The sequence below is a fragment of the Streptomyces sp. NBC_00385 genome, from assembly GCF_035917155.1.
In the GTDB taxonomy this organism is placed as follows: Bacteria; Actinomycetota; Actinomycetes; order Streptomycetales; family Streptomycetaceae; genus Streptomyces; species Streptomyces poriferorum.
This window is the reverse complement of record NZ_CP107951.1, coordinates 6,140,141-6,166,401: the sequence shown is the minus strand read 5'-3', so window position 1 is coordinate 6,166,401 and position 26,261 is coordinate 6,140,141. Positions and strand designations below refer to the sequence as shown.

Here is a 26,261-nt window from a genome sequence, read left to right as displayed (position 1 = left end):
CGTGGTGATCGGAGCAGCGGTCGTGCTGTTCATCGCCTCTTTCCTCGACTACTTCGACTACGGAAGCACCAGTGTCGACGCGCCGAACTCCTGGGACTCCCTGGGTAACGCGATCGGTGTCTACATGGTCGGTGTGATCGGTGCCGCACTGATCGTGCTGTCCCGTTCGCAGCCGCAGCCGCGCAAGGTCGTCGGTCTCGACCTGGCCCAGTTCGGTGTCGCCGCCACGGTGTTCACCGCGTGGAGCCTGTTCTGGACGATCATCGACCTCGGCCAGATCGACGCCGGTGCCGGCCTGATCCTCGGCCTGATCGCCTCGCTGGCGCTGGCCGCGGGTGCGGTCGCCTCCCCGCTGCTCCCGGCGCTCAAGGCCCCGCTGGCGGGCGCCCCGAAGCCGCAGGCCGTGCAGCCGCCGTACGGTGGCCAGCCCGGTCAGCCCGGCCAGGGCTACGGCTACCCGGGCGCCCAGCAGCCCTCGTACGGTGGCCAGCCGCAGGGCCAGGCACCGGCGTTCGGCGGTCAGCCGCAGCAGCCCGACCCGCAGCAGGCTCAGGCTCCGGCCCAGCAGGCGGCGCCCGCCGGTGACTTCACCCCGTTCTGGTTCGCGGTGCCGGTTGCCCGCCCGCTGTACGGCGAGGACGGTTCGCCGGCCCCGATCGCCGAACTGGCGCCGGGTACCTGGTACCTCGCGGTCGAGCAGCGCGGCCCGGGCCTCATCGCCCAGACGCAGGACGGCCGTCGTGGTGTGCTCCAGGACACCACGGGCATCCAGCGCGGCTGACGCGAAGGCGCGCACGCACACGCATCACCGACAGCGGCCCCCCGCCCCTTCCGGGCGGGGGGCCGCTGTCGTACCCTCCGACTACATCTGACGCCTCGTCAGCACTTCGGTTCGTGGGAGGCAGCGACCATGCGGCTCGGACTCGCTCTCGGTTACTGGGGCCGCGGCCCGAACCCGGCCCATCTGGACCTCGCCCGCGCGGCGGAGGACCTCGGCTATGGCTCGGTGTGGACGGCGGAGGCCTGGGGTTCGGACGCCTTCACCCCGCTGACCTGGATCGCCGCCCACACCTCCCGTATCCGGCTGGGCACCGCCATCGCGCAGATGGCGGCCCGCACCCCGACCGCCACCGCGATGCACGCCCTGACCCTGGACCACCTCTCCGGCGGCCGGATGATGCTCGGCCTCGGCCTGTCCGGCCCCCAGGTCGTGGAGGGCTGGTACGGGCGGCCGTTCCCCCGCAGTCCGCTCACCGCGACCCGCGAGTACGTCGACGTGGTGCGCCAGGTCCTCCGCCGCGAGGCGCCCGTCGCCCTGGACGGGCGGTTCCACTCCCATCCGTACAACGGCCCGGACGCCACCGGCCTCGGCAAGCCGCTGAAGCCGATCACGCATCCGCTGCGCGCCGGACTCCCGCTGCTGCTCGGCGCCGAGGGCCCGAAGAACATCGCCCAGACCACCCGGATCGCGGACGGGTGGCTCCCGCTGTACTGGTCGCCGATGCGCACGGATGTGTACGAGGCCTCCCTGAGCGGCCTGCCCGAGGGGTTCATGATCGCGCCGATGGCCCGGGCGCACGTCTGTGACGATGTCGCGGAGGGCCTGCTGCCGGTGAAGGCGATGCTCGGCTTCTACATCGGCGGCATGGGCGCCGCGGCCCGCAACTTCCACGCGGACCTGATGGCGCGGATGGGCTTCGAGGAGGAGGCGCGGCACATCCAGCAACTGTTCCTGGACGGGCGCAAACAGGAGGCGGTGCTGGCCGTCCCGGACGCGTTCGCCGACGAGATCTCACTCGTCGGCCCCCGCGAACGCATCGCGGAACGACTGGAGTTGTGGCGCAAGGGCCCGGTCACCGATCTCCTGGTGACGGCGCCGGACCCCCACACCCTGCGCGTACTCGCAGAACTCAACCAGTAGGACCGGAACCGTTACCGCTTGGCGGCGACGAATCCCCACTGGTCGACCGGCTCACCGACGACGGGCTCTTCGGGGCGCCACAGGCTGATCGAGCCGAACCCCGGCTCCACCAGCTCGAGTCCGTCCGCGAAGGTCGCCATGATCTCCTTGGGCCGCGAGATGTACGGCATGGCGCCGCCACTGGCGTACTCCTCGGACCCGGCCTCCGTCTCCGGCGTCCCGATGGTGTCGCACTGCATCAGGTAGCTGCCCGCGGGAAGCTCGTCCAGGTAACTGCTGAGCAGGGCCGCGGCCTCGCCCGAATCCGCGACGTGACCCAGCGTCGAGAGCACCATCACGGCCACCGGCTTGTCGAGGTCCAGCGTCCGGGCGGCCTCGCGCAGCACCGTTTTCGCGTCCCTCAGGTCCGCGTGCACATAGTCCGTCCTGCCTTCGGGCCGGCTGGTCAGCAGGGCCCGCGCGTGCGCCAGGACGATCGGGTCGTGGTCGACGTACACGATGCGTGCCGTCGGCTCGACGTCCTGGGCGACCTCGTGCGTCGCGTTGGCCGTCGGCAGCCCGGTGCCGAGATCCAGGAACTGCCGTATCCCCGCCTCACCGGCCAGATAGCGCACCGCCCGCGCCTGGAACGCCCGGGAGGCGCGCGCTATGTCGATGATCTGCGGGTACAGCTCCTCCATCGTCGCCCCGAGCCGGCGGTCCACCTCGTAGTTGTCCTTGCCGCCCAGCCAGTAGTTCCACACCCGCGCCGAATGCGGCGTGCCCGTGTCGATTCCGTCCACCGGCGTCGGGGTGCCTTGCTCGTCAGTCATGGGCCCTCTTCAAGTCGCACATCGTTTGCGCGCACGACCCCCGTACCGCGCACACCCATGCTGACTCACCAACATCATCCGTACCAGCCTGAACGGGTGGCAACTGCCCGGCGTGACCTCGGTGTCGAGCGTGGGCAGCTCGGGCACAGGGCAATCGGGGCCGGGCGCGTGATGGGACGGGGCGGCGGCTCCGGAAGCGCCCAACGAGTTCTCCGGGCCCGTGGTTCAGAGGGGTCGGCTCCGGAGTCCTCCTCGGTGGGCTGACGTCGGTGGTGGCCACTGCTGCCATCGGGAGGGCGTGGGCTGCTTGTGACGTCGGCGGCAACGCAGCTGCCAACAGCATGACTCTGCTGTTTCTTGCGCCTCTCATATGGATCGCCGCCGTGGTGCCGTGGGTGCTCCTGCACAGCACCCTGGGGAAACGTCACCGCAGGTCAGCCCTCACTGCGGGACTCGTCTTCACCGTCTGGTCCACCTGGTTCCTCGTCACATGGCTCGGCATGCCCGACTCCTACTCCGCCCCGCTGTGCCCGGCCAACGTCCCACCCTGGTGGCCGGGCTTCATCCCGGCATGACTCCCGCGAAGCCCGTGAACGGTGTCGGCACCTGCTGGACGAAGCGACACCGATGCCCGCGAGGGAGAAGCCGCGGCTCAGACCCCCGCCCCAGCCCCGCCCGGCACCCGCCCCTCCCGCGTCCAGCCCAAAAGCTCGTCCGCCGTCCACGTCGTGACGACGCGCTCCGGCGGGACCTCGCACTCCTGCGCGCGGGCGCAGCCGTAAGCCTGCCAGTCGAGTTGGCCCGGGGCGTGCGCGTCCGTGTCGAGGGCGAACAGGGTGCCCGCGGCCACGGCCTGGCGCAGCAGGCGGCGGGGTGGGTCGAGGCGTTCGGGGCGGCTGTTGATCTCCACTGCCGTGCCCGACTCGGCGCAGGCGGCGAAGACCTCGTCCGCGTCGAACTGTGACTCGGGGCGGCCCCGGCCGGTGAGCAGGCGGCCGGTGCAGTGGCCGAGGATGTTCGCCCGGGGGTGGCGGACCGCGGCGAGGAGGCGGCGGGTCATCGGGGCGGGGTCCATCCGCAGCTTGGAGTGGACGGAGACCACGACGACGTCCAGCCGTTCCAGCAGCTCCTCCTCCTGGTCGAGGGAGCCGTCGAGGTGGATGTCGCACTCGATACCGGTCAGCAGCCGGAACGGCGCCCAGCGCTCGTTGAGTTCGGCGACCACGTCGAGCTGTTCCCGCAGCCGCTCGGGCGAGAGGCCGTTCGCGACCGTCAGCCGGGGCGAGTGGTCGGTGAGGACCGCCCAGTCGTGGCCGAGCTCCGCCGCCGTGCGGCCCATCTCCTCGATGGTGCTGCCGCCGTCCGACCAGTCGGAGTGCAGATGGCAGTCGCCGCGCAGCAGGGCGAGCAGGCGCTCACCGCCCTCGGCGAGCGGGCCGCTCTCGTCGGTCTCCGTCTCCAGGTGTTCCAGGTAGACGGGCGTCTGTCCGGCGACGGCCTCGCGGATCACCTGGGCGGTGCGGGGGCCGATGCCCTTGACGCGCTCCAGGGAGCCGTTCGTGACCCGCTCCACGGCCTCGCCGTCGGGCATCGCCGCCACCGTGCGGGCGGCGGTGCGGAAGGCCTGGACGCGGTACGTCTCGCCCCTGCCGCGCTCCAGCAGGAAGGCGATCCGCTCCAGGGCCCGGACCGGGTCCATCGGCACCTCCTGGAGGCGAAGGGGGCGGGCATCCCGTCCAGCTTGGCCCAGGCCCGCCTCGTCCGCACACCGGAAGCGCCCCCGCCGACGCTCAGCCGAAGGAGGAGCGGGCCAGCCAGAAGTCCAGCAGGTCCGCGTCGCCCAGCACCTCGACCCGGTCGTCGTCCGGGGCCAGGCGGCGGTTGAAGACCAGCATCAGGTCGGTGAGCGGGCCCCGCAGCGCCACGGTCGCCTTTCCGTGCGCACGGCGCCAGGTGAAGCCGTTCTCACCGAACTCGATGAGCCACTCGGCGTCCGGTACGTCGGTGGCGTGCAGGTGGATGGAGCGGTCTCCGCCGCGCAGCTCCGCGGCCTCCGGGTCGCCCTCGGCCTGGGCGTGGGCGACGATCTCCAGCCACTCGTCGATCGTGTCGGCGGCCAGGTCGGGCACCATCGTGTACGGCACCTTCGCGGCCAGGGACGCGTCCGCCAGGTGGACCACCGTCTCCAGCGCCATCCGCCGCGCCCAGAAGCCGGCGCTGCGGTCCCGGTACCAGGACCAGACCTCCGCCTCCGGGCCCGCTTCCCGCAGCGCGCCGGCGGTGCCGGCCGCCCCGGCCGCCAGCCAGGTGTCGAGCACCCCGGGGTCGTCGCCGTCGGGGGTGAACGCCGGCACGTCTTCGTCCGGGAGCTCCTCGGTGGCCCGGGTGCGGATGATCTCGCCGGCCCAGCGGTGGGCGCCGCCGATGTGGACGGCGAGGTCGCGCAGCGTCCACTCGGGGCAGGTCGGGACGGTCGCTTCGAGATCCGCGCCGCTGATCGCCGACCTCAACACGTCGGTCAGCCGCACGATTTCGTCGCAGTAGCGCTCATGCGCGAGGGGGGTGGTCATGCCCGCACTCTAGTGCGGGCGCGACCCTCCCCACATGCGGTTATCCGCCGAGCTGCGAGGCGGACGGCACCTTGTCCTTGACCTCGGCGCCCGCGCTCTTGCCGGCGTCCTTGATGTCGTTGATGACGCTCTCGAACGCGCCGATGTCCCCGTCGCCCATCTCGCCCTTGCGGAGCTTGGTGGCCATGCCCTTGAGGGACGCGATGCCCGCGGTGAGCGGGGCGACGGCCTTGGACAGCAGCGGGTCGCCCTTGGCGTTCTCCGTGGCCGCCTTGAGCCGGTTGTAGGAGAAGCCGCCCGCGAGCCCGGCCTTGACGAGTGCGAAGGTCCGCCCGTCCGCGCCCTTCTTGAACTTCCCGGCGCGGTACGGCTTGACGATCCACTGGTACGTCGCGCCCGCCGCGAGCCCCGCGTTGGCGACGAACCGCGTCTTGGCGAACTTCTGCGCCTCGGCCGACGACGTACCGCCGGGCGACGCCGAACTGCTCGCGCTGCTGCTGCTGTTGCCGTCGTCGCCCCCGCAGGCGGTGGTGCCGACCAGCACGGAGCAGGACAGCAGCAGCGCGACGAACAGTCGGCGGAGCGGTACGGAACGGGGCACGGCGGGCCTCCCTGACCGGGGACATCACGGTGGTGCCGGGGCCCGGCACTCCCCCGCCAGGCTGGCCGCGGCCGGTCCGTGCCGCCACCCGGGACCGCCGTCCGGGTTTCGTACGGCCGAAAGCGGCAACCCGGAGTCCATGTCTTACAGACGAGGCAACGGAAGCAGTACCGCCGCACGTGTCATAGCCGTGGTGGCCGACATCATGGCTTTCATCATCGGCCTGTGGATCCTGATGTACCTGCTCGACGCCAACCGGGGCAACGACCTGGTCGACTTCGTGCAGCACAGCGCCCGGTGGCTCGCCGGCTGGTCGTACGACCTGTTCACCTTCGACGCGGCATGGGCCCGGGTCGTCTGCGGATACGGTCTGGCCGCCGTGGTGTACCTCTTCGTCGGGCACGCGGTCGCCGGCCGCATCCGGCACTGAGTGCGCCGTGGAAGCAGGCGCGTTCAGCCGCAGCAGTCGGGCTCAAGGCCCTTCGGCAGCCTCTCCCCGCTGAAGACCGCGGTGGTCGCCTCGTCCCCCCCGAGGGCGGCCACCGCCAGCAGGAGGGAACCGGCGGTCCACGCCGTGTGCTCCTCGGGCCAGAACGCCCGGTCGCCCTCGAAGACGTACCCCGTCCAGTACATCCCGCCCTCGGCCCGCAGGTGCTGGATCGACTGGAGGATCTCCAGGGCCCGGTCGGACTCGCCCATCACCCAGAGGGCCAGGGCCAGTTCGCAGCTCTCACCGCCGGTCACCCACGGGTTGGGCAGCACGCAGCGCACACCGAGGCCCGGGACGACGAAGCGGTCCCAGCCCTCGTCGATCCGCTGCTGGGCCGCCGGCCCGCTGAGCGCACCGCCGAGGACCGGGTAGTACCAGTCCATCGAGTAGTGGCTCTTGTCGAGGAAGCGCTCCGGGTGGCTGCGGATCGCGTGCCCCAGCGCCCCGGTCGCCAACTCCCAGTCGGGCTGCGGCTCTTCACGGCACTCGGCGAGGGCGAGCGCACAGCGCAGGGCCTGGTGGATGGAGGAGGAGCCGGTCAGCAGCGCGTCCGTCACCGGGGTGCCGTCGGCCTCCTGCTTCCAGCCGATCTGCCCACCGGGCTGCTGGAGCCGCAGGACGAACTCGACGGCGGCGAAGACCGTCGGCCACATCCGGTCGGCGAACGCGTCGTCGCCGGTGGCGAGGTAGTGGTGCCAGACGCCGACGGCCACGTAGGCGCAGAAGTTGGTCTCCAGGCCCCGGTCGGTCGGCTGCTGCGGGTCGCCGTCGTGGTAGGCCGCGTACCAGGAGCCGTCCTCGTTCTGGTTGCGGGCGAGCCACTCGTAGGCCCGCTCCGCGGCGGCGTGCTCGCCGGCCGCGTCCAGGGCCATGGCGGCCTCGGTGTGGTCCCACGGGTCGAGGTGGTGGCCGCGGAACCACGGGATCGCGCCGTCGTCGCACTGCACGGCGAGCACCGCGGCGACGGTCTCGGCGGCCTCCCCGGCGGTGAGCACTCCGGGCAGGACGAGGTGTTCGGTCCGCTCGGGAAGACTCACGCCTCGGCCTTGGCGGAGTCGCCGGCACGCACGGGGGCCTCGTCGGTCACCACGGCGGGCAGGTGCGGCTTGGTCGCGTAGGCCACGAAGGACTTGCCGACGACCGGGTTGAGCAGCTGCTCGGCGACCCGGGTGGCCATGGGCTTCTTCATGATGTCCCAGACGAGCAGCTTGTGGTACGCCCGGACGGGCAGCGCCTTGTCGTTGTCGACGCCGAACGCGCACTTCAGCCACCAGTAGGGCGAGTGCAGGGCGTGCGCGTGGTGGGTGCCGTAGGGCTTGAGGCCGGCGCCGCGGATCTTGCCCAGCAGCTCGTCGGCCCGGTAGATGCGGATGTGGCCGCCCTCGACCTCGTGGTACGCGTCGGAGAGCGTCCAGCAGACCTTCTCGGGGCCGTAGCGCGGCACGGTGATCGCGATCCGGCCGCCGGGCTTCAGGACCCGGACCATCTCGGCCAGCACACCCTTGTCGTCCGGGATGTGCTCCATGACCTCGGAGATGATCACGACGTCGAAGGACGCGTCGGGGAACGGCAGGTTGAGCGCGTCGCCCTCCATCGCGGTGGCGGTGGCGCCCTCGGGGGCCTCACCCGCCTCCTTCATCGCGGCGAACCACTTCGCGACCTCGCGGATCTCCTCGCCGTTCTGGTCGAGCGCCACGACCTGGGCGCCGCGCCGGTAGCACTCGAAGGCGTGGCGTCCCGCGCCGCAGCCCAGGTCGAGCACTCGGTCGCCTGCGGCGAGCGGGAAGCGGGTGAAGTCCACGGTCAGCACGAATGCCTGCTTTCGCGGTCGAGGGGTCGGAGTCGGAGAGGGAGGTTGCGGGTGAGGAGCGTGGTCACCTTCGGCCGCCGGGGCCGGTGGCGGCGCGGGCCGCGATCGCCTCCCGGTACAGCGCGGCGGTGCCGATCGCCGCCTGCTTCCAGGTGAACCGGGCGAGGACCCGTGCGCGGCCCGCCGCCCCGAGCCGGGTGCGCAGCTCCGGGTCGCCGAGCAGCCGGCCCAGCGCGTCGGCCAGGGCGCCGGGGTCGGCGGGCGGGACCGCCAGACAGGTTTCGCCGTCCGGGCCCGCGACCTCGGGGATCGCTCCGCCGGTGGTGGCGACGAGCGGGGTGCCGGTGGCCATGGCCTCGGCGGCGGGCAGCGAGAAGCCCTCGTACAGCGAGGGGACGCAGGCGATCTGGGCGCCGCGCACCAGGTCGACGAGTTCGGTGTCGCTGATGCCCTTGACGAACTCGACGGCGTCCCCGAGTCCGTGCCGTGCGATGGCCTGGGCGACCGGGCCGTCCTCGGCGCGGCGGCCGACGACCACGAGGTGCGCCGCGGGGTTGTCGGTACGGAGCTTGGCCAGCGCCTCGACGAGGTGGACGAGGCCCTTGAGCGGGACGTCGGCGCTGGAGGTGGTGACGATCCGGCCGGGCACCTCGGCGACGGATGCGTCGGGCGACCACAGGTCGGTGTCGGCGCCGATGTGCACGACGCGGACGCGGCGGGGGTCCACACCGAGATGGTCGACGATCTCCTGCTTGGAGGAGCCGGAGACGGTGAGCACGGACGGCAGCTTGCGCGCGACCCGCTTCTGCATGCGGGTGAAGGCGTACCAGCGGCGTACGGATGCGCGGCGGCGACGGGTCGGGGCGGCGTCCAGGTCGAGCTGCCGGTCGACGGTGATCGGGTGGTGGATCGTGGTGACGAGCGGGGCGCCGAGGTCGGAGAGGAGCCCGTAGCCGAGCGTCTGGTTGTCGTGGATCACGTCGAACTCGCCACGCCGGGCCGCGAGGTGGCGCCGGGCACGCAGGCTGAAGGTGAGCGGTTCGGGGAAGCCGCCGGTCCACATGGTGGCGACCTCGGCGGCGTCGATCCAGTCCCGGTACTCGCCGCGCTTCGGGGTGCGGAACGGGTCCGGCTGCCGGTAGAGGTCCAGGCTCGGCAGCTCGGTGAGGGGGACGCCCTCGTCGAGCACGGGGTAGGGCTGGGCGCCGATCACCTCGACGCTGTGGCCGAGACGGGCGAGCTCCCGGGCGAGGTGGCGTACGTAGACGCCCTGGCCGCCGCAGTAGGGATTCCCCTTGTACGTGAGGAGCGCGATGCGCAGGGGCCGGTCGTCAGCCGGGCCGGCGCCTGTGTCCGACGTATCGACGCCCGTACGGGGGCCCGACTCTATGGCCTCAGCGGTCACACTCGGCTCCCCTTCTCACTGCGTGTCCGCCGGAGCGTATCCGCTCGCGCTAATCTAGAACAAGTTATAGACCGGACCGTTCAATGAGCTACGAATCTACCGGCAGGTAGCAACGGTACAACGGCCGGATCAGGTGATTCGCGCCACGGCACACACCCTGGCATGCTGTGCGCCGCCGGACCGGCCGCCGCAGCCTCGCGGCCGCGGACAGAAGCCTCGGGATGGGACACATGACAGCGGAAGCCAGACCGGCATCGCCGCCCCTGACGGAACGCCAGGAGGCCCGCCGCCGCCGTATCCTGCACGCCAGCGCCCAGCTCGCCAGCAGGGGCGGCTTCGAGGCCGTCCAGATGCGTGAGGTGGCGGAGGCCGCGGGGGTGGCCCTGGGCACCCTGTACCGCTACTTCCCGTCCAAGGTCCATCTGCTGGTCGCCACCATGCAGGACCAGCTCCAGCACATGCACGGCACGCTCCGCAAACGGCCCCCGGCCGGGGACGACGCGGCGGAACGGGTCGCCGACACCCTGATGCGGGCCTTCCGCGCGATGCAGCGCGAACCGCATCTGGCGGACGCGATGGTGCGCGCCCTGACCTTCGCCGACCGCAGCGTGAGCCCTGAGGTGGACACGGTCTCGCGGCTCACGACGGCGATCATCCTGGACGCGATGGGGCTCGACCACCCGTCGCCCGAGCAGCTCTCGGCCGTCCGGGTCATCGAGCACACCTGGCACTCGGCGCTGATCACCTGGCTGTCGGGCCGGGCCTCGATCGCGCAGGTGAAGATAGACATCGAGACCGTCTGCCGGCTGATCGACCTGACGGCACCGGATCCGGCCCCCTGACTTCTTCCGGACCCTGCCCATGTGCGGCGCCCACACGCCTCCCGGGTCAGGTGGGGTTCCCTGCACCATATCGACGACGGCACGGTCTTCATACGGTTCGGCGACATCACAGGAACACGCCGAGGAGCCGGTCACCATGCGTCGCAGAACCAGCCGAGCCAGCAGATCCCGCAGATCCCTCACCGACATCCGTGCCGCCGCCGTCCTGGCCGCCGCCGGTCTGCTGCTGACCGGCTGCACCGCCGCCGGCACGGCGGGCGACTCCGGGTCCGGCGGGTCCGGTGAGTCCGACGACGCGACCGTGAAGGTCGGCCTGGTCTACTCCCGGACCGGACTGCTCGCGGACTACGGCAAGCAGTACCGCGACGGCTTCATGGCCGGCCTTGACTACGCGACGAAGGGCACCGGCAAGGTCGCCGGCCACCGCATCGAGGTCACCGAGCAGGACGACGCGGGCGACCCCGGCAAGGCCGTCTCCGCCGCGAAGAACCTCATCGGCAAGGGCTACAAGGTGCTGGCCGGCACCACCGACTCCGGCGTCGCCCTCCAGATGGCACCGCTCGCCGCGCAGAACAAGGTGCTGTACGTCAGCGGCCCGGCGGCCACCGACGCGGTGACCGGCATCAACCACTACACGTTCCGCTCGGGCCGGCAGTCCTACCAGGACATCCTGACGGCGGGCACGATGCTCGGCGACGCGAAGGGCAAGAAGGTCACGGTCCTCGCGCAGGACTCCACGTTCGGCCAGGCCAACGTCGCCGCCGTGAAGGCGGTGCTCGGCGCCAAGGGCGCGAAGGTCGGCTCGGTGCTGGCGCCGCCCAGCGCGACGGACCTGACCCCGTTCGCCCGGCAGGTCAAGGCGGGCGGGCCGGACCTCGTCTTCGTCGCCTGGGCCGGTTCGACCGCCCCGGCCCTGTGGACCGCGCTGGACCAGCAGGGCGTCCTGGGCGCGGGCAAGGTCGTCACCGGGCTCGCCGGGACCGCCTCGTACCCGGTCTTCGGGACCGCCGGGTCCGAGGTGTCGTTCCTGGCGCACTACTTCCCGGGCGCGGGCGGCGGCAACGCCGTGGAGAAGGCCATGCTCGACGCGGTGGCGAAGGCCGGCGGCACACCCGACCTCTTCACCCCGGACGGCTTCACCGCCGCCCAGATGATCGTGCACGCCGTCGCCGAGGGCAGCGCCACCGACCCGGCCGCGATGGCGAAGGCCCTGGAGGGCTGGACCTTCGACGGGGCCAAGGGCAGGCAGCAGGTCCGGGCCGAGGACCACGCGCTGCTCCAGCCGATGTTCGTGGCCCGGCTGTCCGGCAAGGGCGCCGCCCTGAAGCCGGAGCTGCTGGACACCGAGGCGATGGACACCGTGGCGCCGCCCGCGAAGCCCTCGGCGGGCTGAACCGTGACCGCACCCCACAGCCCGGCGGTCCTGGCATCGTCCGTGCTCCGGCTGGACGGAATCGGCTGGAGCGTCGGCGGCGCGACCATCGTCCGAGACATCACCCTGAGCGTCCGCGAGGGCGAGTTCCTCGCCTTCATCGGCCCCAACGGGGCGGGCAAGACGTCCCTGTTCAACCTGATCAGCGGACTGACCCTGCCCACCGCCGGCACGATCGCACTGGACGGCGCCGACATCACGGACCGGCCCGCGCACCTCCGCGCCCGGCGCGGCATCGGCCGGACGTTCCAGACGTCCAGCCTCTGGCCCGCGATGACGGTGGCCGACCACGTCCGCCTCGCCGCGCAGGCCGCCCGGGGCGGCTCGTACCGTCTCTGGCGGCGGGCCGACCCGTTCACCGCCGAGGTGGCCGGCGTCCTGGAGCGCACCGGCCTCGGCCACCGGGCCCGGGCCACGGCCGCCGAACTGTCGCACGGCGAGAAGCGGAAGCTGGAGCTCGCCGTACTGCTGGTGGGCGAGCCCCGGCTGATGCTGCTCGACGAGCCGATGGCCGGAGTGAGCGCCGAGGAGGTCCCGGCGCTGACCGAACTGATCCGCGCCCTGCACCGGGAGGAGGGCCGCACGGTCCTCATGGTGGAGCACCACATGGACGTCCTGCTCGGCCTAGCGGACCGGCTCGCCGTGATGCACCACGGGCGCCTCCTCGCCCTGGACACCCCCGAAGCCGTGACCGCCGACCCGACCGTGCAGCAGGCCTACCTCGGGGAGGGGTTGTGACAACGAAGCCGGAGCAAACCCTCCTCTCCGTACAGGACTTGCGCGTCCTGATCGGTGGCCGCCACATCCTGCACGGCGTCGGCCTGGACGTCGCCGGCCACGGCGTGACCGCGCTGCTCGGCCGCAACGGTGCCGGGAAGACCACGACCGTACGGGGCATCCTCGGCCTCGTCCCGCGCAGCGGCAGCATCCGCTTCGACGGCGAGGAGACCGTGGCGCTGCCCACGCACGCGCTGGTCCGGCGGGGGATCGGCTACGCCCCCGAGGACCGGGGCGTCTTCGCCGGGCTGACCGTGGCGGAGAACCTTCGGCTGGCGGAACGGCGCGGCGCGGGCGAGCCGGCCTACGCGCTGGTCCATGAACTCTTCCCCGAACTGCAGCAACGGTCACGGCAGTTGGCCGGGACGCTGTCCGGCGGTCAGCAGCAGATGGTCGCGATCGGCCGCACCCTGCTCAACGCCAACCGGCTGATCATCGCGGACGAACCGACCAAGGGCCTCGCGCCGAAGGTGGTCACCGAGGTCGCCCAGGTGCTGGAGCGGGCCGCCGAGGCGGTGCCGGTGCTGCTCGTGGAGCAGAACCTCGCCGTCGTGCGCCGGCTGGCCGCGCACTGTGTGGTGCTGGCCGACGGCCGGACCGCCCACCGGGGCCCGGCGGACGAACTGCTCGGCGACGCGGAGGCAGCCCGCAGGCTGCTCGGCGTGGGCCACGGACCGCTGACCCCCCACACCGCGGAGGCGGATTCCTGATGTCCACCCTCGTCCTGCTCACCCTGACCGGACTCGGTCTGGGAGCCCTCTACTTCCTCATCGCGTCCGGACTCTCCCTGATCTTCGGCCTGATGGACGTCCTCAACTTCGCGCACGGGGCGCTGCTGTCCATCGGCGCCTACGGCACCTGGTGGGCCGCGTCCGGGAACCTGCCCGGCGCGGGACCCGGCGGCGCCGGCTTCGCCCTCGCGGTCCTGTTCGGTACGGCGGTGGGCACCGCGGCCGCCGTGCTCCTGGAACTCGCCGTCGTCCGCCCGCTCTACACCCGGCCGCGCGAGCAGGTGCTCGCCACGGTCGGGGTGGGGCTCGCCGTCCCGGCGCTGCTGTCGGGCATCTGGGGCTCGGACGCCCGGACCTTCCCTGGGCCCGAGGCCCTGTCCGGCACCTTCGGGCTGCTGGGCGCGCAGGTCCCGGTCAACCGCCTCGTCCTGATCGCGGCGGCCGTCGTGGTCCTGGTGGCGCTGCGGCTCTTCCTGGGCCGGACCCGGCACGGACTCGTCGTACGGGCGGGCGTCGAGGACCGGGCCATGGTCACCGCGCTCGGCATCGACGTCCGCAGGGCGTTCACACTCGTCTTCGCGATCGGGGGCTGCGCCGCGGCGCTCGGCGGGGCGCTCGGCGGGCTGTACTTCGGCTCGGTCGACCCCCGCCAGGGCACCTCGCTGCTGATCTTCGCGTTCGTCGTCGTGGTCACCGGCGGCATGGGTTCGGTGACCGGCGCCGCCGTGGCGTCCGTCGTCATCGGCCTGGTCCAGCAGTTCGCCAACTACTACACCGCCGCGGGCCTCGGCGACCTGGCGGTCGTCGTCCTGCTCGCCGCGCTGCTGCTGATCCGCCCGCGCGGACTGACGGGGAGGCTCGCGTGAGCACCGCCACCGAGACACACGACCGCACGGAAGGCCCGGTGGCCCCCGCGCCACCGGCCGGCCCACCACGGCTGCTGCGCTGGTGGCCCGCCGCCGTCCTGCTGCTCCTGGCCGTCGCGCCGTTCAGCGCCGTTCCCGTGCCGGGACTGCTGGACGGCCCGCTCGGCAGTGCGGGCAGCCTCCAACTCCTCGCCACCTGCCTGCTGTTCGGCGCACTGGCCACGGGCTACGACCTGCTGCTCGGGCGCACCGGGCTGCTCTCGTTCGGCCACGCCCTGTACTTCGCCTCGGGCAGTTACGCCACCAACATGTTCCTGCTGGAGGCGGGGCTGCCCTTCGCGCTCGCCGCGGTACTCGGCCTCCTCTTCGGGATCGCGCTGGCCCTGGTCCTGGGGTCGGTGAGCCTGCGCGTCACCGGGATCGGCTTCTCCATGGTGACCCTGGCCTTCGCCCAGGCGGGCTCGATCCTGGTGTCCCGCAACCCCGGCGGCGTCACCGGGGGCGAGGAGGGCCGGGCGGCCCCGGCCGATCTGCTGCCGTCCTGGCTCGTCGGCATCGACCACACCGCGAACCTCTACTGGATCGCGCTGGCCTACCTCGTCCTGACCCTGTCCGTCGTCGCCTGGGCGGTCCGCTCCCCCACCGGGCGCGTCTGGGAGGGCATCAGGGAGAACGAGCGCCGGGTGGAGGTGCTGGGCCTGAAACCGTACGGATTCAAGTTGACGGCCTTCGTCGTCGCGGGCGCGCTGGCCGCGCTCGGCGGCGTCGTGCACCTGCTCCTGACCGGCGGATCCACCCCCCAGACCACCACCTCCGACTTCACCCTGTCGCTGCTGGTGATGGTGGTGCTGGGCGGTTCGGGCACCCGCTGGGGGCCGATGGTCGGCGGAATCCTCTACACGTGGGCGGACCACCGCCTCGGTGATCTGGCCGGTTCGGGCGCGGTCGCCGACCTGCCCGCGGTACTCCGCGTCCCGCTCTCCCAGCCGCTGTTCCTGCTGGGCGTGCTGTTCGTGGCCGTGGTACATCTGCTGCCGGGCGGCCTGGCCCGGCTGCCCTCCAGGCTGAGGGCCGTCGCGTACCGGAAGGAGACCGGAGACCAGTGATTCCGTACGAGGAGATAGAAGTCCCCGTGAGCGGGGGCGCGTTGACCGCACTGCGCTGGCCGGCCACCGATCCGCAGGCGCCGACGGTGGTGGCGCTGCACGGCATCACCGCCAACGCGCTCTCCTGGGCCGCGGTGGCCCGGCAGCTGGCCGGCCGCGTCACGCTCGTCGCCCCGGATCTGCGGGGCAGGGCGGGGAGTTCGGGGCTTCCGGGCCCGTACGGCATCGTCGCGCACACGGACGACGTGGCCGCCCTGACCGAGGCGCTGGGCCTGGACAGGGCGGTACTGGCCGGCCACTCGATGGGCGCGTTCGTGGCGGCCCTGGCGGCGGTGCGGCACCCGGACCGCTTCGGCCCGCTACTGCTCGTCGACGGCGGCATCGGCTTCCCCGCGCCCACGCATCTGACGCCCGACGAGCTGCTGACGGCGGTGATCGGCCCGGCGATGGAACGGCTGTCGATGACCTTCACGGACCGGGCCGCCTACCGCGCCTTCTGGCAGGCGCATCCGGCGTTCGCGGGCGCGTGGTCGGACGAGGTGGACGCGTACATCCAGCGCGACCTGACGGGCGAGGAGCCCGCCCTGCACTCGACGTGCCGGATCGAGGCGATCCGCACGGACGGCGTCGGCCTGTTCGACGAGGAGGTGCTCGCGGCGGTACGGAAGCTGCCTGTCGGGGCGACCCTGATGTGGGCGGCGCGCGGCCTGATGGACGAGGAGCAGGGGCTGTACGACGAGAGCCGGCTCGCGGCGGCGGACCTGGGCGGGACCCGGGTGGAGCCGGTGCCGGTGAAGGACGTGAACCACTACACGGTTCTCACGGGCGAGCGGGGCGGGCGGGAGGTCGCCGACCGGCTGGTGGCGCTCGCGCGCTGAGCGGCATCCCGCACGTTGCCCCGGGCCCCGACAGGGGCTTCGGCCGCGGCCCGAGCCAGAGGCAGCCGCGGAGCGGAGGGCGCGGGGCGGTTATCGGCCCAGTGGCCAGTTGCGCAGCGCGGCGTCGGCCGTCGCCTGGAGTTCCGCACGGCCGACGCCGCTCGCGGCCTGCACGGCGATACCGAAGGACAGGGTGCTGACGTAGCGGGCCAGGACCGCCGGGTCCGCCTCCGGAGGCAGGTCACCGTCGTCGACGGCCTGCCGGAATCGCTGCTGGAGGCGGGAGCAGCCGTCGTTCCGCCAGGCGGCAAGGAGGTCACAGACCGCCCGTCCGGAGTCGCTCGCGGCCAGGGCGCTCTGGACGCCCAGGCAGCCCCGGGGGCCGGCCGGGGCCGTGGTGGTCCGGACGGTGCCGGCCAGGAGCGCGGTGGCTGTGCCCAGGGCGGTCGGCTCTTCGAGAGCACGGTCCAGATACGCGCTCGGGCCTTCGGTGTAGCGCTCCAGAGCCTTGCGGAACAGCTCCTCCTTGTTGCCGAAGGCCGCGTACATGCTGGTGGTGGAGATACCCATCGCGTCGGTCAGCGTGGCCAGGCTGGCGCCCTCGTAGCCGTGCTCCCAGAAGACCAGCATGGCGCGCTCGAGCGCCTCGTCGGCGTCGAACCCTCGCGGGCGGCCGACGGTGCGGCCCTGTTTCGTTCCCATCCTCCGCAGGTTACCCCTTCCGCATCGACCGCTGCGGAAGTGGTACGTTCACATTCTGCATCGATCGATGCGGAATTCAGGGGAGGTTATTGCCGTGGGACTGCTCGAAGGAAAGACAGCTCTCGTCACCGGGGGCAGCACGGGGATCGGCCTGGCCGCCGCGGTGCGGCTGGCGGCCGAGGGAGCGCATGTGTTCATCACCGGCCGGCGCGAGGCGGAACTCGAAGCGGCCGTCGAGACGATCGGCTCGGCGACCGCCGTGACCGGCGACATCGCGGACCTGACCGATCTGGACCGGCTCTACGACGCGGTCCGGGATCGTGGGCAGGGGCTGGACGTCCTGTTCGCGAACGCCTCCGTCGCCGCGTTCGCACCGCTGGAGCAGATCACCGAGGAGCACTTCGACACGCTCTTCGGGATCAACGTCCGGGGCACCCTGTTCACCGTCCAGAAGGCGCTGCGGCTGCTCAACGACGGCGCCTCGGTGATCCTGAACGGCTCCACCAACGTGGACGCCGGCGACGAGGCGTTCGGCGTGTACGCGGCGTCCAAGGCCGCCACCCGGTCCTTCGCCCGGACCTGGGCCAACGAACTCAAGGGCCGGGGCATCCGGGTCAACGCGGTCACACCCGGCCCGACCGACACCCCCGGCCTGTCGGGGCTCGTCCCCGATCCGGAGCAGGCCGCCGGACTGCGGCAGGCCCTGGCGGAGCAGGTGCCGCTGGGCCGGCTCGGGCGCCCGGAGGAGATCGCCGCCGCCGTGGCCTTCCTCGCCTCCGGCCAGAGCAGCTTCATCACCGGTACGAGCCTGTACGTCGACGGCGGCCTGAACCAGATCTGAGCTCGACGGCGGCCCGCCCGAAGGTGACTTCGGGCCCGGGCCGCCGCCGGCGGCTCGTCAGCCCGTGACGCAGCCGCTGTCCGCGATCACGAAGTGGCCGGCCGGTGACTCCTTCAGGGTGTGGGTGACGAAGACGTTGTACAGGCCCATGTTCTGGTCCGAGCCGTTGGCGTACACGTACCCGCCGGTGGTGTGGGCCCTGCCCGCCGCCACGTGCGCGTAGTTGGTGGCGGTGTGGCAGGTGGCGGGTGCGCTGCCGCCGGTGGTCGTCGCCGTCACCTGACCCGAGGCGGTGCCGGCCCTGCCCTCGGCGTCGATCGCCGTCACGGTGTAGCGGTAGGCGGTCCCGGCGGTGAGGCCGGTGTCCGTGTACGCGGCGGCGGTGGGCGAGGCGACCTTCGTGCCGTTGCGGTGGACGGCGTACGAGACGGCGCCCTCGACGGCGTTCCAGGACAGGGAGGCGGTGGTGTCCGTGGTGCCGGTGACGGTCACGCCCGCGGGAGCCGGGAGCTGGTCACCGCCCCCGCCGGGGCCGGTGCCGTCCAGGCCCCAGAAGACGCCCGTGTAGTACGTCGAGCAGATCGTGTTCAGGAAGTACGCGGCCGTCGTCCCGCACTGCTGGTCGCCCGAGCCGGGGCTGACGGGCAGGCCGTGGCCCATGCCGGAGAGGGAGTACGTCTCCACGGCCGGGTTCCCGGAGGCGTCGTCGTAGACGCTGCGGGTGGTGTTCCCGGGCAGGGTGTCGGTGGACGACGGGGTCTGGCCGATGCCCCAGACGTCCGTCCACTGGTCGCGCAGGGCCGTGGCGTTCGCCGGGTAGACCGTGTAGTCCGAGGTGCCCTGCCAGATGGCCACGCGGGGCCAGGGGCCGGAGTATCCGGGGTAGGCCGCGCGGACCTTGTCGCCCCACTGTGCGGGCGTCAGCTTCTGGGGGCCCGTCTGGCAGCCGGACGCGGCCGCCTGGCTCGTGGCGCACTGGGCGGGCAGCCCCGAGGCCACGGAGCCGCCCGCGAACACGTCCGGGTAGGCGGCCAGCAGGTCCGCGGTCATGCCGCCGCCCGCCGAGAGGCCGGTGACGTACACCCGCCGGCCGTCCGAGCCGTAGGCCTGCTTCGCGTACTCGACCATCTGCACGACCGACGCGGCCTCGCCCTTGCCCCGGGTGTCGTCGGCCGGGTCGAACCAGTTGAAGCAGGACAGCGCGTTGTTCGCGGACGTGGTCTGCGGGAAGACGACGGAGAAGCCCCACGCGTCGGCGAACTTCGGCCAGCCGGAGTTGGTGTAGTACGCGGAGGCCGTCTGCGTACAGCCGTGCAGGGCGACGACCAGGGGCGCGCCGGTCGGGAGTCCGGCGGGTGTGTAGGCGTACATCTGCAGGTTGCCGGGGTTGGAGCCGAAGCCGGTGACCTGCTGGAGGCCGCCGGCCGCGGCTGCGGCCGGCGTCGCGGCGGCGGTGGTGCCCAGTGTCGCCGCGAGCAGGCCGAGGACGGCCGTGGACGCGAAGCGGCGGAGCAGGCGTCTCAGGATCGATGGGCGCACGGGTGCCTCCCTGGTCGGTGCGTGCGGCGGATCGGGTTGCTGCCGGAACCTATGAGCAGGGGGCATCCGCGCCCATGTGCCGGGCGGACACCGGCGCGTGCCCGGTGTGTGCGACCGGGCCCTTGTGCGGTCCGGGGCCCCGCGGCGGGCGTCCCCGCGCCGTGTGGCACCACGTACGCCACCACCATGCCGGGGCGGGAGGGTGTGTGCACCGGCGCCATGTGACACGGGCCGCCGCGTACCTACGGTGACGACCATGGAGACTTCCCGCAGACCGGATCACGAGCCCGCCGCCCCTTCCCCCGGCGCCTCACCGCAGGTACCCGCAGAACCGCTGCTGGCCGGGCGCACCGCGCTGGTCACCGGCGCGGCGAGCGGTATCGGGCGGGCCTGTGCGCAGGCGCTGGCCTCGGCGGGAGCGCATGTGCATGTGGTGGACCGGTCGGGCGGGGCGGCGAAGAGCCTGGCGGAGGAGATCGGCGGGACGGCCTGGGTGGTGGACCTGTCCGACCCCGCGGTCGTCGACACGCTGCCGGCCGATGCGGACGTCGTGGTCAACAACGCGGGGATCCAGCACGTCGCACCCGTCCACACGTTCCCGCCGGACCGCTTCGCGCTGATCCAGCGCGTGATGGTGGAGACCCCGTTCCGCATCTTGCGCCGGACCCTGCCGGGCATGTACGAACGCGGCTGGGGGCGCGTGGTCAACATCTCGTCGGTGCACGGGCTGCGCGCGAGTCCCTACAAGTCGGCCTATGTGACGGCCAAACACGCGTTGGAGGGGCTGAGCAAGGTGGTCGCGCTCGAAGCGGCGGAGTACGGGGTGACGAGCAACTGCGTCAGCCCCGGCTACGTACGCACCCCCCTGGTCGAGAACCAGATCGCCGACCAGGCACGGACGCACGGCATCTCGGAGGCGGACGTGGTGGGGCGGGTGATGCTGGAGCGCAGCGCGATCAAGCGGCTGATCGAGCCGGCGGACGTCGCCGAGGCGGTCCTGTGGCTGTGCGGGCCGCGCACCGGCCACATCACGGGCACCTCGCTCTCCATGGACGGCGGCTGGACCGCCAACTGACCGGCCTGCCCCGAACCCCCTACGAACGCTGGACGCCATGCCTGAACCGCTCCCCTCCGCCGCGCCCCATCTCCGGCGCCTGTTCGACCTGCTGGCCGACGACGCGCCCGCGGAGGCGCTGGGGGCGGTCTCCTCGCAGGCGCGGGGGGACGGTGTGCCCGCCGAGGAGCTCGCCGAGGTGGAGCGGGCCACGGCCACCGCGCTGCGGATCAGGGGCGCCCTGCGGCAGCACCGGCGCCGCGAGCTCCAGCTCACCGCACTGTTCGACACGGCGGGCGACCTGGCGGCCTCCCGCGATCTGGACGACGTGCTGAAGGCGATCGTGCGGCGGGCCAGGATGCTGCTGGGCACGGACACGGCCTATCTGACGCTTCCGGACGAGGAGGCGGGCGACACCTACATGCGGGTGACCGACGGGTCGGTGTCGGTCCTGTTCCAACGGTTGCGCCTGGAACTCGGCGAAGGGCTCGGCGGCCTGGTGGCACAGACCGCGAGCCCGTACGCGACACCGGACTACCGCACCGACGAACGCTTCCACCACACCCGCAACATCAACGCCGGAGTCCTGGACGAGGGCCTGGTCGCCATTCTGGGCGTGCCCCTGCTGCTCGGCTCCAGCCGCGGCGGTACGGGGAAGGTGATCGGCGTCCTCTTCGCGGCCGACCGGGCGCCCCGGGTCTTCAGCCCCGACGAGGTCGCCCTGCTCTGTTCACTGGCCGCGCACGCCGCCATCGCCATCGACACGGCCCGCGCACTCGCCGACACCACCGCGGCCCTGGCCGAGCTGGCGGAGGCGAACGCGGAGCTGGCCGAGGCCAACGCCTCCGTGCGGGCGCACTCGGCGGCCATGCAGCGGGCCGAGGAGTCGCACGACCGGCTGACGGACCTGGTCCTGCGGGGCAGGGACGTCAAGGACGTCGCGGCGGCCGTCGCCGGACTGCTCGACTCCCCGCTGACCATTCACGACCCGGGCGGCCGCCCGCTGGCCGCGGTGCGCCCGGACGGCAGCGGCTTCGCCGCCGACAGCATGGACGCCGGGTGGCTGGCGGAGGCGGCCGAGGAGTCCCGTACGGGGGCGCGTGCCGTGCACCGCGACGGGCGGGTGGTCTGCGCGGTGCTCGCCGGGCAGGAGCTGCTGGCCGGGCTCGTACTGCACCGCGGGCGGGCGCTGGACGACTCCGACCGCCGGCTGTTCGAACGTTCGGCGGTGGTCACGGGGCTGCTCCTGCTGCTGCGGCGCACGGTGGCCGAGACGGAGAACCGGATCCGCGGCGAGCTGATCGCCGACCTGCTGACGGACGCCGGACGCGATCCGGCGGGGCTGGCCGAGCGCGGCCGCCGCCTGGGCATCGACCTGGACCGCCCGCATCTGCTGCTGGTGGCGGAGACCGGGGCGCGGGAGCGGCTGGCCCCGGCCGCCATGCGCTATCTGTTCGGCGGGGACATCCACGGAGTGAGCGCCGAACACGCGGGCGCGGTGGTGCTGTTGATCGAGGGCGAGGGGGACGGCGCGGACGCGGGGCACGCGGCCCGCTCGGCGGCGGCCCAACTGGGCCAGCTGGCGCAGTCCCCGGTCACCGTGGCCGGCGCCGGGCCGGCCCGGGGCCCCCGGGAGCTGGCGGCGGCGTACGGCGAGGCGGCGCGGTGTCTGCGGGCGATGCGGGTGCTGGGGCGTACCGGCGAGGGCGCGTGCGTGGAGGAACTCGGCTTCCTGGGCGTGGTCCTGGGCAACGCCCAGGACGTCGACGGCTTCGTGTCGGCGGCGCTGGGGCCGCTGCTGGAGTACGACGCGCAGCGCGGCACGCATCTGGTGCGGACGCTGGGCGCGTACTTCGCCGCGGGCGGCAGCCTGATCCGGGCCAAGGACGAACTGCACGTGCACGTGAACACGGTGGTGCAGCGCCTCGACCGGATCCAGGTGCTGCTGGGCCGGGACTGGAACGAGCCGGACCGGGCGCTGGAACTGCAACTGGCGCTGCGGCTGCACCTGTTGTCTGGTACACGGCCCGCCGGCACCCGCTGAAGGCTGTCCGCACGGCGGGTGTCCTACACTCCGCTCCATGAAGATCGCGGCTGCTTCCGTCATCGAGGACCTGGCACCGGCCGGCGTGCTGAGGGCCTCGGTCAACCTCGGGAACCCGGTCCTGGCCCAGGGCACACCCGCCGACCCGGCCGGGGTCACGGTCGACCTCGCGCGCGAGATCGGCGCCCGTCTGGGCGTGCCGGTGGAGCTCCTCTGCTTCGACGCGGCCCGCAAGTCGTACGAGGCGATGGCCACCGGCCGGGCCGACATCTGCTTCCTGGCGATCGATCCGGCCCGGGAGGCGGAGGTCGCCTTCACCGCCCCCTACGTACTGATCGAGGGCGTCTACGCCGTGCCGTCCGGCTCGGCCCTCGTCTCCGTCGCGGACGTCGACCGGGAGGGCGTCCGGATCGGGGTGAAGCAGGGCTCCGCGTACGACCTGTTCCTGACCCGCACCCTCCGGCACGCGACGGTGGTGCGCGGCGCGGAGGGCGTCGACGTCTTCCGCGAGCAGGGACTGGAGGCCGCGGCGGGCATCCGGCAGCCGATGACGGAGTTCGTCGCGGCCGATCCGGACGGAGTGCGGCTGATCGAGGACCGGTTCATGGAGATCCGGCAGGCGGTGGGGACGCCCCGGAGCCGGACGCCGGAGACGGTGCAATTCCTGCGGGACGTCGTCGAGGACCTGAAGGCCTCCGGTTTCGTGGCCGAAGCACTGCGCCGCTCGCACCGGTCCGATTCACTGGTGGCCCCGCCCGCCTGAGGGGGCGGGGGTCCGCACCCCCGGCCCCCTCACTCCTCCGGCGGGAACACCACCTCACCCGAGTCGGCCAGCGCGACCGTGATGGCCTCGACCGGGCAGCCCTCGGCGGCGGCGAGGATCCGCTCGTTGGCGTCGGTCTCCGGGTCGACGGGATGGGACTGCCGGGCGGTGTCCAGCCGGAACCCGTCCGGCGCGTGGTTCACGCACATCCCCGACCCGATGCAGACGCCCCGGTCGACCTCGACGCTCCACCGGTCCCCCATCAGGCCTCGCCCCCGTACCCGGCGGGCAGGTGGATCATCTTGTGCTCGAAGTACTCCCCGTAGCCCTCGGGCCCGAACTCCCGGCCCAGGCCGGAGTTCTTGTAGCCGCCGAACGGGCCGAGCATGTCGAGGCTGAAGGTGTTCACGCTGTACGTGCCGGTCCTGACCCGGCGGGCGATGTCGATGCCGCGCTCGGTGTCGGCGGTCCAGACGCTGCCGCTGAGGCCGTACTCGGAGTCATTGGCGATCTTCACGGCCTCGTCCTCGTCGCCGTACGGCAGCAGGCAGATGACCGGGCCGAAGATCTCCTCGCGGGCGACGCGCATGGAGTTGTCGACGTCGCCGAAGAGGGTCGGCTCCACGTACCAGCCGCGCTCCTGCGACGCCGGACGGCCGCCCCCGGTCAGGACCTTCGCGCCCTCCTCCTGCCCGATCCGGATGTAGTCGAGGGAGCGCTGCTGCTGGCGCTGCGCGACGAGCGGGCCCAGTTCGGTGGCGGGGTCGAGGGGGTCGCCGATCTTCAGCGCGCCGGCGGCGGCGGCGAAGGCCTCGGCGGTCTCCTCGTAGCGGGAACGCGGCACGAGGATCCGGGTCTGGGCCACACAGGCCTGGCCGTTGATCATCCAGGCGAAGGGCACGATGCCGGCGACGGCGGCGTTCAGGTCGGCGTCGGGGAGGATCACGGCGGCGGACTTCCCGCCGAGTTCCAGGGTGACGCGGGTGAGGTTGCGCGAAGCGACCTCCATGACGCGCCGGCCGGCGGCGACGGACCCGGTGAAGGAGACCTTGTCGACGCCCGGGTGCCCGACGAGGCACTCGCTCACCTCGCGGTCGGCGGGCAGGATCGACAGGACGCCCTCGGGCAGCCCGGCCTCGGTGACGATCTCGGCCAGGATGTAGGCGTCGAGGGGTGATTCGGGCGAGACCTTGAGGACGGCCGAGCACCCGGCGAGCAGCGCGGGAGCGAGCTTGGCGGCGGCGGTGAACTGGGGCACGTTCCACGGCACGACGGCCGCGACGACCCCGACCGGCTCCCGCCTGACGAGCAGCGGGCCGAGCGCCCCGTCCCGGCGTTCCTCGTACGGGAAGGTGCGGGCGACGGTGATCGCCGCGTCCCACACCATCATCGCGGCGAGGGCCTGCACCATGACGCTGGAGGTGTACGGGGTGCCGTTCTCCGAGCTGATGACCCGGGCGATCTCCTCGTACCGTACGGCGAACGCGTCCTTGATCCGCGTGACGACGGCGATGCGCTCGTCCAGCGACATCCGCGGCCAGGGCCCGTGGTCGAACGCCTGCCGGGCGGCGGCGACGGCCCGGTCCACGTCCCCCTCCGCGGCATGCGGCACGCGGCCGATGACCTGCTCGGTGTGCGGGGAGATGACCTCGATGACATCCCGTCCGAGCGGATCCACCAACTCCCCGCCGATGAACAGTTTTCCGTGTTCGACAAGCTCGCTCATGGCTGCTGCCTCCCGCGACGCGGCACGTGACCCGACCGACTGGCTGACTTCACATCTGACGTCTGCATCTACTGAATACCTGACTGCGTGTCAGAACTGATACCAGTTCCAGTTCCAGGAGTCCACGGCTGGAGCAAGGCCGGTCGAGCCCGGGACCGGGCGCCCGCCCACATCGGACCGATGCGGATGGTCGACCGGGGCTACCACTGGAACAAGTTCTCGTTACAGTGGACACGGCGCGTCGTGGCCGTACCTGCACGCCGCCGAGACCGCGGAGAGATGGGGAGTTCATGACGCAGGTGATCAACCACGGTGGAGGCGTCCACAGCATCAAGGTCCCCATCCCGGACAACCCGTTGGGCCACACCCTGGTCCATCTGCTCGACACGGACCGCGGCCCGGTCCTGATCGACACGGGCTGGGACGACCCGGAGGCCTGGGAGACCCTGACGGCGGGGCTCGCCACCGTGGGCGTGGGCATCGCCGACATCCACGGCGTGGTCATCACGCACCACCACCCCGACCACCACGGCCTCTCCGGCCAGGTCCGCGAGGCGTCCGGGGCCTGGATCGCGATGCACGCCGCCGACACGGCGATCGTCCGCCGCACCCGGGAGTCGGAACCGGGCACCTGGCTGGCCTACCTGGCGGCGAAGCTGACGACGGTCGGCGCGCCCGAGGACCACATCGCCCCGCTGCTGGCCGCCCGCGAGAAGGGCGGCCGCATGCGCACGCTGCCCGGGCTGCGGGCGGCGATCCCGGACCGCGAGATCGTGCCGGGCGAACTCCTCGACCTGGCGGGCCGCGCCCTGCGCGCGATCTGGACACCGGGCCACACCCCGGGCCACGTCTGCCTGCACCTGGAGGAGGACCACCCGGCCAACCTCCCCGGCCGCGGCCGCCTCTTCTCCGGCGACCACCTGCTCCCCGGCATCAGCCCGCACGTCGGCCTCTACGAGGACCCGGACGACGCCACGGCCGCCACGGACCCGCTGGGCGACTACCTCGACTCCCTGGAACGCATCGGCCGCCTGGGCGTGGCCGAGGTCCTCCCGGCCCACCAGTACGCGTTCGCGGACGCGGCAGGCCGCGTACAGGAACTCCTGGACCACCACGAGGAGCGCCTGACGGGCCTCCTCGCCCTGCTCGCCGAGCCGCTCACGCCGTGGCAGCTGGCCGAGCGGATGGAGTGGAACCGGCCCTGGGAGCAGATCCCCTACGGCTCGCGGAACATCGCCGTCTCGGAGGCCGAGTCCCACCTGCGCCGGCTGGTGAAGCTGGGCCGCGCCGAGGCGCTGGCGGGGAGTGAACCGGTGACGTACGTGGCGGTGTGAGGGAGACGCCGGCCGGG

General features: G+C 72.6%; 27 protein-coding genes. 16 read left to right on the top strand and 11 right to left on the bottom strand.

The features are described 5' to 3' along the window. The first annotated feature begins 1 nt into the window (after position 1). Both OG959_RS27540 and OG959_RS27535 read left to right on the top strand, forming a co-directional pair. Positions 2-781 carry a hypothetical protein gene (locus OG959_RS27540; RefSeq protein ID WP_326662723.1) on the top strand — a complete coding sequence of 260 codons (780 nt, stop codon included), beginning with the start codon at positions 2-4 and terminating at the stop codon, positions 779-781. A gap of 129 nt (positions 782-910) precedes the next feature. Next, positions 911-1,921: an LLM class F420-dependent oxidoreductase gene (locus OG959_RS27535; protein ID WP_326662721.1), complete on the top strand. Its 1,011-nt coding sequence runs from the start codon at positions 911-913 to the stop codon at positions 1,919-1,921. 11 nt (positions 1,922-1,932) lie between these two features. Here the strand turns inward: OG959_RS27535 and OG959_RS27530 are convergent, their stop codons facing one another. Further along, complete coding sequence (locus OG959_RS27530) at positions 1,933-2,733, bottom strand: SAM-dependent methyltransferase (RefSeq protein ID WP_326662719.1); 801 nt, start codon at positions 2,731-2,733, stop codon at positions 1,933-1,935. 341 nt (positions 2,734-3,074) lie between these two features. On the opposite strand from OG959_RS27530, the gene OG959_RS27525 reads away from it, so the two are divergent. Continuing rightward, complete coding sequence (locus tag OG959_RS27525; RefSeq protein ID WP_326662717.1) at positions 3,075-3,308, top strand: hypothetical protein; 234 nt, start codon at positions 3,075-3,077, stop codon at positions 3,306-3,308. Positions 3,309-3,385: 77 nt separating this feature from the next. On the opposite strand, the gene OG959_RS27520 is transcribed toward OG959_RS27525, so the two are convergent. The 3 genes from OG959_RS27520 to OG959_RS27510 all read right to left on the bottom strand — a co-directional run bounded on the left by OG959_RS27520 (position 3,386) and on the right by OG959_RS27510 (position 5,904). Further along, the gene (locus OG959_RS27520; RefSeq protein WP_326662715.1) at positions 3,386-4,432 is read right to left on the bottom strand and encodes a PHP domain-containing protein; all 1,047 of its coding nucleotides are present in this window, start codon (positions 4,430-4,432) and stop codon (positions 3,386-3,388) included. A gap of 91 nt (positions 4,433-4,523) precedes the next feature. Further along, entirely contained in the window at positions 4,524-5,303 is a 780-nt protein-coding gene (locus OG959_RS27515; RefSeq protein WP_326662713.1) for a maleylpyruvate isomerase family mycothiol-dependent enzyme, read from the bottom strand. Between the two features lie 40 nt (positions 5,304-5,343). Continuing rightward, complete coding sequence (locus OG959_RS27510) at positions 5,344-5,904, bottom strand: hypothetical protein (protein WP_326662711.1); 561 nt, start codon at positions 5,902-5,904, stop codon at positions 5,344-5,346. Between the two features lie 139 nt (positions 5,905-6,043). Here OG959_RS27510 and OG959_RS27505 point away from each other — a divergent pair, with 139 nt between their 5' ends. Further along, positions 6,044-6,334, top strand: coding sequence for a hypothetical protein (locus OG959_RS27505; RefSeq protein WP_148017523.1), 291 nt, complete (start codon positions 6,044-6,046; stop codon positions 6,332-6,334). A 23-nt stretch (positions 6,335-6,357) separates the two neighbouring features. Here the strand turns inward: OG959_RS27505 and OG959_RS27500 are convergent, their stop codons facing one another. The 3 genes from OG959_RS27500 to OG959_RS27490 form a co-directional block, all read right to left on the bottom strand. After that, positions 6,358-7,431, bottom strand: a complete 1,074-nt coding sequence (locus tag OG959_RS27500; protein ID WP_326662707.1) for a prenyltransferase — start codon at positions 7,429-7,431, stop codon at positions 6,358-6,360. Continuing rightward, positions 7,428-8,204 carry a class I SAM-dependent methyltransferase gene (locus tag OG959_RS27495; protein WP_326662705.1) on the bottom strand — a complete coding sequence of 259 codons (777 nt, stop codon included), beginning with the start codon at positions 8,202-8,204 and terminating at the stop codon, positions 7,428-7,430. Before OG959_RS27495 ends, OG959_RS27500 begins: the two co-directional genes overlap by 4 nt. A 64-nt stretch (positions 8,205-8,268) precedes the next feature. Beyond that, positions 8,269-9,609, bottom strand: coding sequence for a glycosyltransferase family 4 protein (locus tag OG959_RS27490; RefSeq protein WP_326662703.1), 1,341 nt, complete (start codon positions 9,607-9,609; stop codon positions 8,269-8,271). Positions 9,610-9,839: 230 nt separating this feature from the next. Between OG959_RS27490 and OG959_RS27485 the strand changes: the two genes are divergently transcribed. From OG959_RS27485 to OG959_RS27455, 7 genes are all read left to right on the top strand, one after another. Then, entirely contained in the window at positions 9,840-10,451 is a 612-nt protein-coding gene (locus OG959_RS27485) for a TetR family transcriptional regulator (RefSeq protein WP_148017809.1), read from the top strand. A 136-nt stretch (positions 10,452-10,587) separates the two neighbouring features. Then, positions 10,588-11,844 carry a substrate-binding domain-containing protein gene (locus OG959_RS27480; RefSeq protein ID WP_326662700.1) on the top strand — a complete coding sequence of 419 codons (1,257 nt, stop codon included), beginning with the start codon at positions 10,588-10,590 and terminating at the stop codon, positions 11,842-11,844. Positions 11,845-11,847: 3 nt separating this feature from the next. Next, a complete protein-coding gene (locus tag OG959_RS27475) occupies positions 11,848-12,621 on the top strand; it encodes an ABC transporter ATP-binding protein (protein WP_326662698.1) in 774 nt (257 codons plus the stop codon). Continuing rightward, positions 12,618-13,370 (top strand): ABC transporter ATP-binding protein, encoded by a 753-nt coding sequence (locus OG959_RS27470; protein WP_326662695.1) that lies wholly within the window; start codon positions 12,618-12,620, stop codon positions 13,368-13,370. Before OG959_RS27475 ends, OG959_RS27470 begins: the two co-directional genes overlap by 4 nt. After that, on the top strand, positions 13,370-14,257 hold the full coding sequence (locus OG959_RS27465; RefSeq protein ID WP_326662693.1) for a branched-chain amino acid ABC transporter permease: 888 nt from the start codon (positions 13,370-13,372) through the stop codon (positions 14,255-14,257). The genes OG959_RS27470 and OG959_RS27465 overlap by 1 nt, the downstream gene beginning before the upstream one ends. Beyond that, positions 14,254-15,363 carry a branched-chain amino acid ABC transporter permease gene (locus OG959_RS27460; RefSeq protein ID WP_326662691.1) on the top strand — a complete coding sequence of 370 codons (1,110 nt, stop codon included), beginning with the start codon at positions 14,254-14,256 and terminating at the stop codon, positions 15,361-15,363. Before OG959_RS27465 ends, OG959_RS27460 begins: the two co-directional genes overlap by 4 nt. Next, the gene (locus tag OG959_RS27455; protein WP_326662689.1) at positions 15,360-16,241 is read left to right on the top strand and encodes an alpha/beta fold hydrolase; all 882 of its coding nucleotides are present in this window, start codon (positions 15,360-15,362) and stop codon (positions 16,239-16,241) included. Before OG959_RS27460 ends, OG959_RS27455 begins: the two co-directional genes overlap by 4 nt. Positions 16,242-16,331: 90 nt before the next feature. Here OG959_RS27455 and OG959_RS27450 read toward each other — a convergent pair whose 3' ends face one another. Continuing rightward, positions 16,332-16,943, bottom strand: coding sequence for a TetR/AcrR family transcriptional regulator (locus tag OG959_RS27450; protein ID WP_326662687.1), 612 nt, complete (start codon positions 16,941-16,943; stop codon positions 16,332-16,334). A gap of 94 nt (positions 16,944-17,037) precedes the next feature. Between OG959_RS27450 and OG959_RS27445 the strand changes: the two genes are divergently transcribed. Then, positions 17,038-17,784: an SDR family NAD(P)-dependent oxidoreductase gene (locus OG959_RS27445; protein WP_326662684.1), complete on the top strand. Its 747-nt coding sequence runs from the start codon at positions 17,038-17,040 to the stop codon at positions 17,782-17,784. A 57-nt stretch (positions 17,785-17,841) separates the two neighbouring features. Here OG959_RS27445 and OG959_RS27440 read toward each other — a convergent pair whose 3' ends face one another. Beyond that, positions 17,842-19,323, bottom strand: a complete 1,482-nt coding sequence (locus OG959_RS27440) for an extracellular catalytic domain type 1 short-chain-length polyhydroxyalkanoate depolymerase (protein WP_326662682.1) — start codon at positions 19,321-19,323, stop codon at positions 17,842-17,844. Between the two features lie 256 nt (positions 19,324-19,579). Here OG959_RS27440 and OG959_RS27435 point away from each other — a divergent pair, with 256 nt between their 5' ends. The 3 genes from OG959_RS27435 to OG959_RS27425 are packed head-to-tail and all read left to right on the top strand — an operon-like array spanning position 19,580 to position 23,184. Then, a complete protein-coding gene (locus tag OG959_RS27435) occupies positions 19,580-20,398 on the top strand; it encodes a 3-hydroxybutyrate dehydrogenase (protein ID WP_326662680.1) in 819 nt (272 codons plus the stop codon). Between the two features lie 37 nt (positions 20,399-20,435). Continuing rightward, the gene (locus OG959_RS27430; RefSeq protein ID WP_326662678.1) at positions 20,436-22,421 is read left to right on the top strand and encodes a helix-turn-helix domain-containing protein; all 1,986 of its coding nucleotides are present in this window, start codon (positions 20,436-20,438) and stop codon (positions 22,419-22,421) included. Between the two features lie 37 nt (positions 22,422-22,458). Beyond that, positions 22,459-23,184, top strand: coding sequence for a transporter substrate-binding domain-containing protein (locus OG959_RS27425; protein ID WP_326662676.1), 726 nt, complete (start codon positions 22,459-22,461; stop codon positions 23,182-23,184). A gap of 29 nt (positions 23,185-23,213) precedes the next feature. On the opposite strand, the gene OG959_RS27420 is transcribed toward OG959_RS27425, so the two are convergent. Next, on the bottom strand, positions 23,214-23,447 hold the full coding sequence (locus OG959_RS27420; RefSeq protein ID WP_326662673.1) for a ferredoxin: 234 nt from the start codon (positions 23,445-23,447) through the stop codon (positions 23,214-23,216). Then, positions 23,447-24,910: an aldehyde dehydrogenase gene (locus tag OG959_RS27415; protein WP_326662672.1), complete on the bottom strand. Its 1,464-nt coding sequence runs from the start codon at positions 24,908-24,910 to the stop codon at positions 23,447-23,449. The genes OG959_RS27420 and OG959_RS27415 overlap by 1 nt, the downstream gene beginning before the upstream one ends. A gap of 290 nt (positions 24,911-25,200) precedes the next feature. Between OG959_RS27415 and OG959_RS27410 the strand changes: the two genes are divergently transcribed. After that, on the top strand, positions 25,201-26,244 hold the full coding sequence (locus OG959_RS27410; protein ID WP_326662670.1) for an MBL fold metallo-hydrolase: 1,044 nt from the start codon (positions 25,201-25,203) through the stop codon (positions 26,242-26,244). Positions 26,245-26,261: the final 17 nt, after the last annotated feature.

Excerpts from the sequence above, each read along its gene's own strand:
- OG959_RS27520 (WP_326662715.1), bottom strand. The coding sequence starts at position 4,432 with ATGGACCCGGTCCGGGCCCTGGAGCGGATCGCCTTCCTGCTGGAGCGC.
- OG959_RS27535 (WP_326662721.1), top strand. The coding sequence starts at position 911 with ATGCGGCTCGGACTCGCTCTCGGTTACTGGGGCCGCGGCCCGAACCCG.
- OG959_RS27410 (WP_326662670.1), top strand. The coding sequence starts at position 25,201 with ATGACGCAGGTGATCAACCACGGTGGAGGCGTCCACAGCATCAAGGTC.
- OG959_RS27505 (WP_148017523.1), top strand. The coding sequence starts at position 6,044 with ATGTCTTACAGACGAGGCAACGGAAGCAGTACCGCCGCACGTGTCATA.
- OG959_RS27485 (WP_148017809.1), top strand. The coding sequence starts at position 9,840 with ATGACAGCGGAAGCCAGACCGGCATCGCCGCCCCTGACGGAACGCCAG.
- OG959_RS27530 (WP_326662719.1), bottom strand. The coding sequence starts at position 2,733 with ATGACTGACGAGCAAGGCACCCCGACGCCGGTGGACGGAATCGACACG.
- OG959_RS27515 (WP_326662713.1), bottom strand. The coding sequence starts at position 5,303 with ATGACCACCCCCCTCGCGCATGAGCGCTACTGCGACGAAATCGTGCGG.
- OG959_RS27420 (WP_326662673.1), bottom strand. The coding sequence starts at position 23,447 with ATGGGGGACCGGTGGAGCGTCGAGGTCGACCGGGGCGTCTGCATCGGG.
- OG959_RS27435 (WP_326662680.1), top strand. The coding sequence starts at position 19,580 with ATGGAGACTTCCCGCAGACCGGATCACGAGCCCGCCGCCCCTTCCCCC.
- OG959_RS27415 (WP_326662672.1), bottom strand. The coding sequence starts at position 24,910 with ATGAGCGAGCTTGTCGAACACGGAAAACTGTTCATCGGCGGGGAGTTG.
- OG959_RS27425 (WP_326662676.1), top strand. The coding sequence starts at position 22,459 with ATGAAGATCGCGGCTGCTTCCGTCATCGAGGACCTGGCACCGGCCGGC.
- OG959_RS27465 (WP_326662693.1), top strand. The coding sequence starts at position 13,370 with ATGTCCACCCTCGTCCTGCTCACCCTGACCGGACTCGGTCTGGGAGCC.
- OG959_RS27525 (WP_326662717.1), top strand. The coding sequence starts at position 3,075 with ATGACTCTGCTGTTTCTTGCGCCTCTCATATGGATCGCCGCCGTGGTG.
- OG959_RS27450 (WP_326662687.1), bottom strand. The coding sequence starts at position 16,943 with ATGGGAACGAAACAGGGCCGCACCGTCGGCCGCCCGCGAGGGTTCGAC.
- OG959_RS27480 (WP_326662700.1), top strand. The coding sequence starts at position 10,588 with ATGCGTCGCAGAACCAGCCGAGCCAGCAGATCCCGCAGATCCCTCACC.
- OG959_RS27430 (WP_326662678.1), top strand. The coding sequence starts at position 20,436 with ATGCCTGAACCGCTCCCCTCCGCCGCGCCCCATCTCCGGCGCCTGTTC.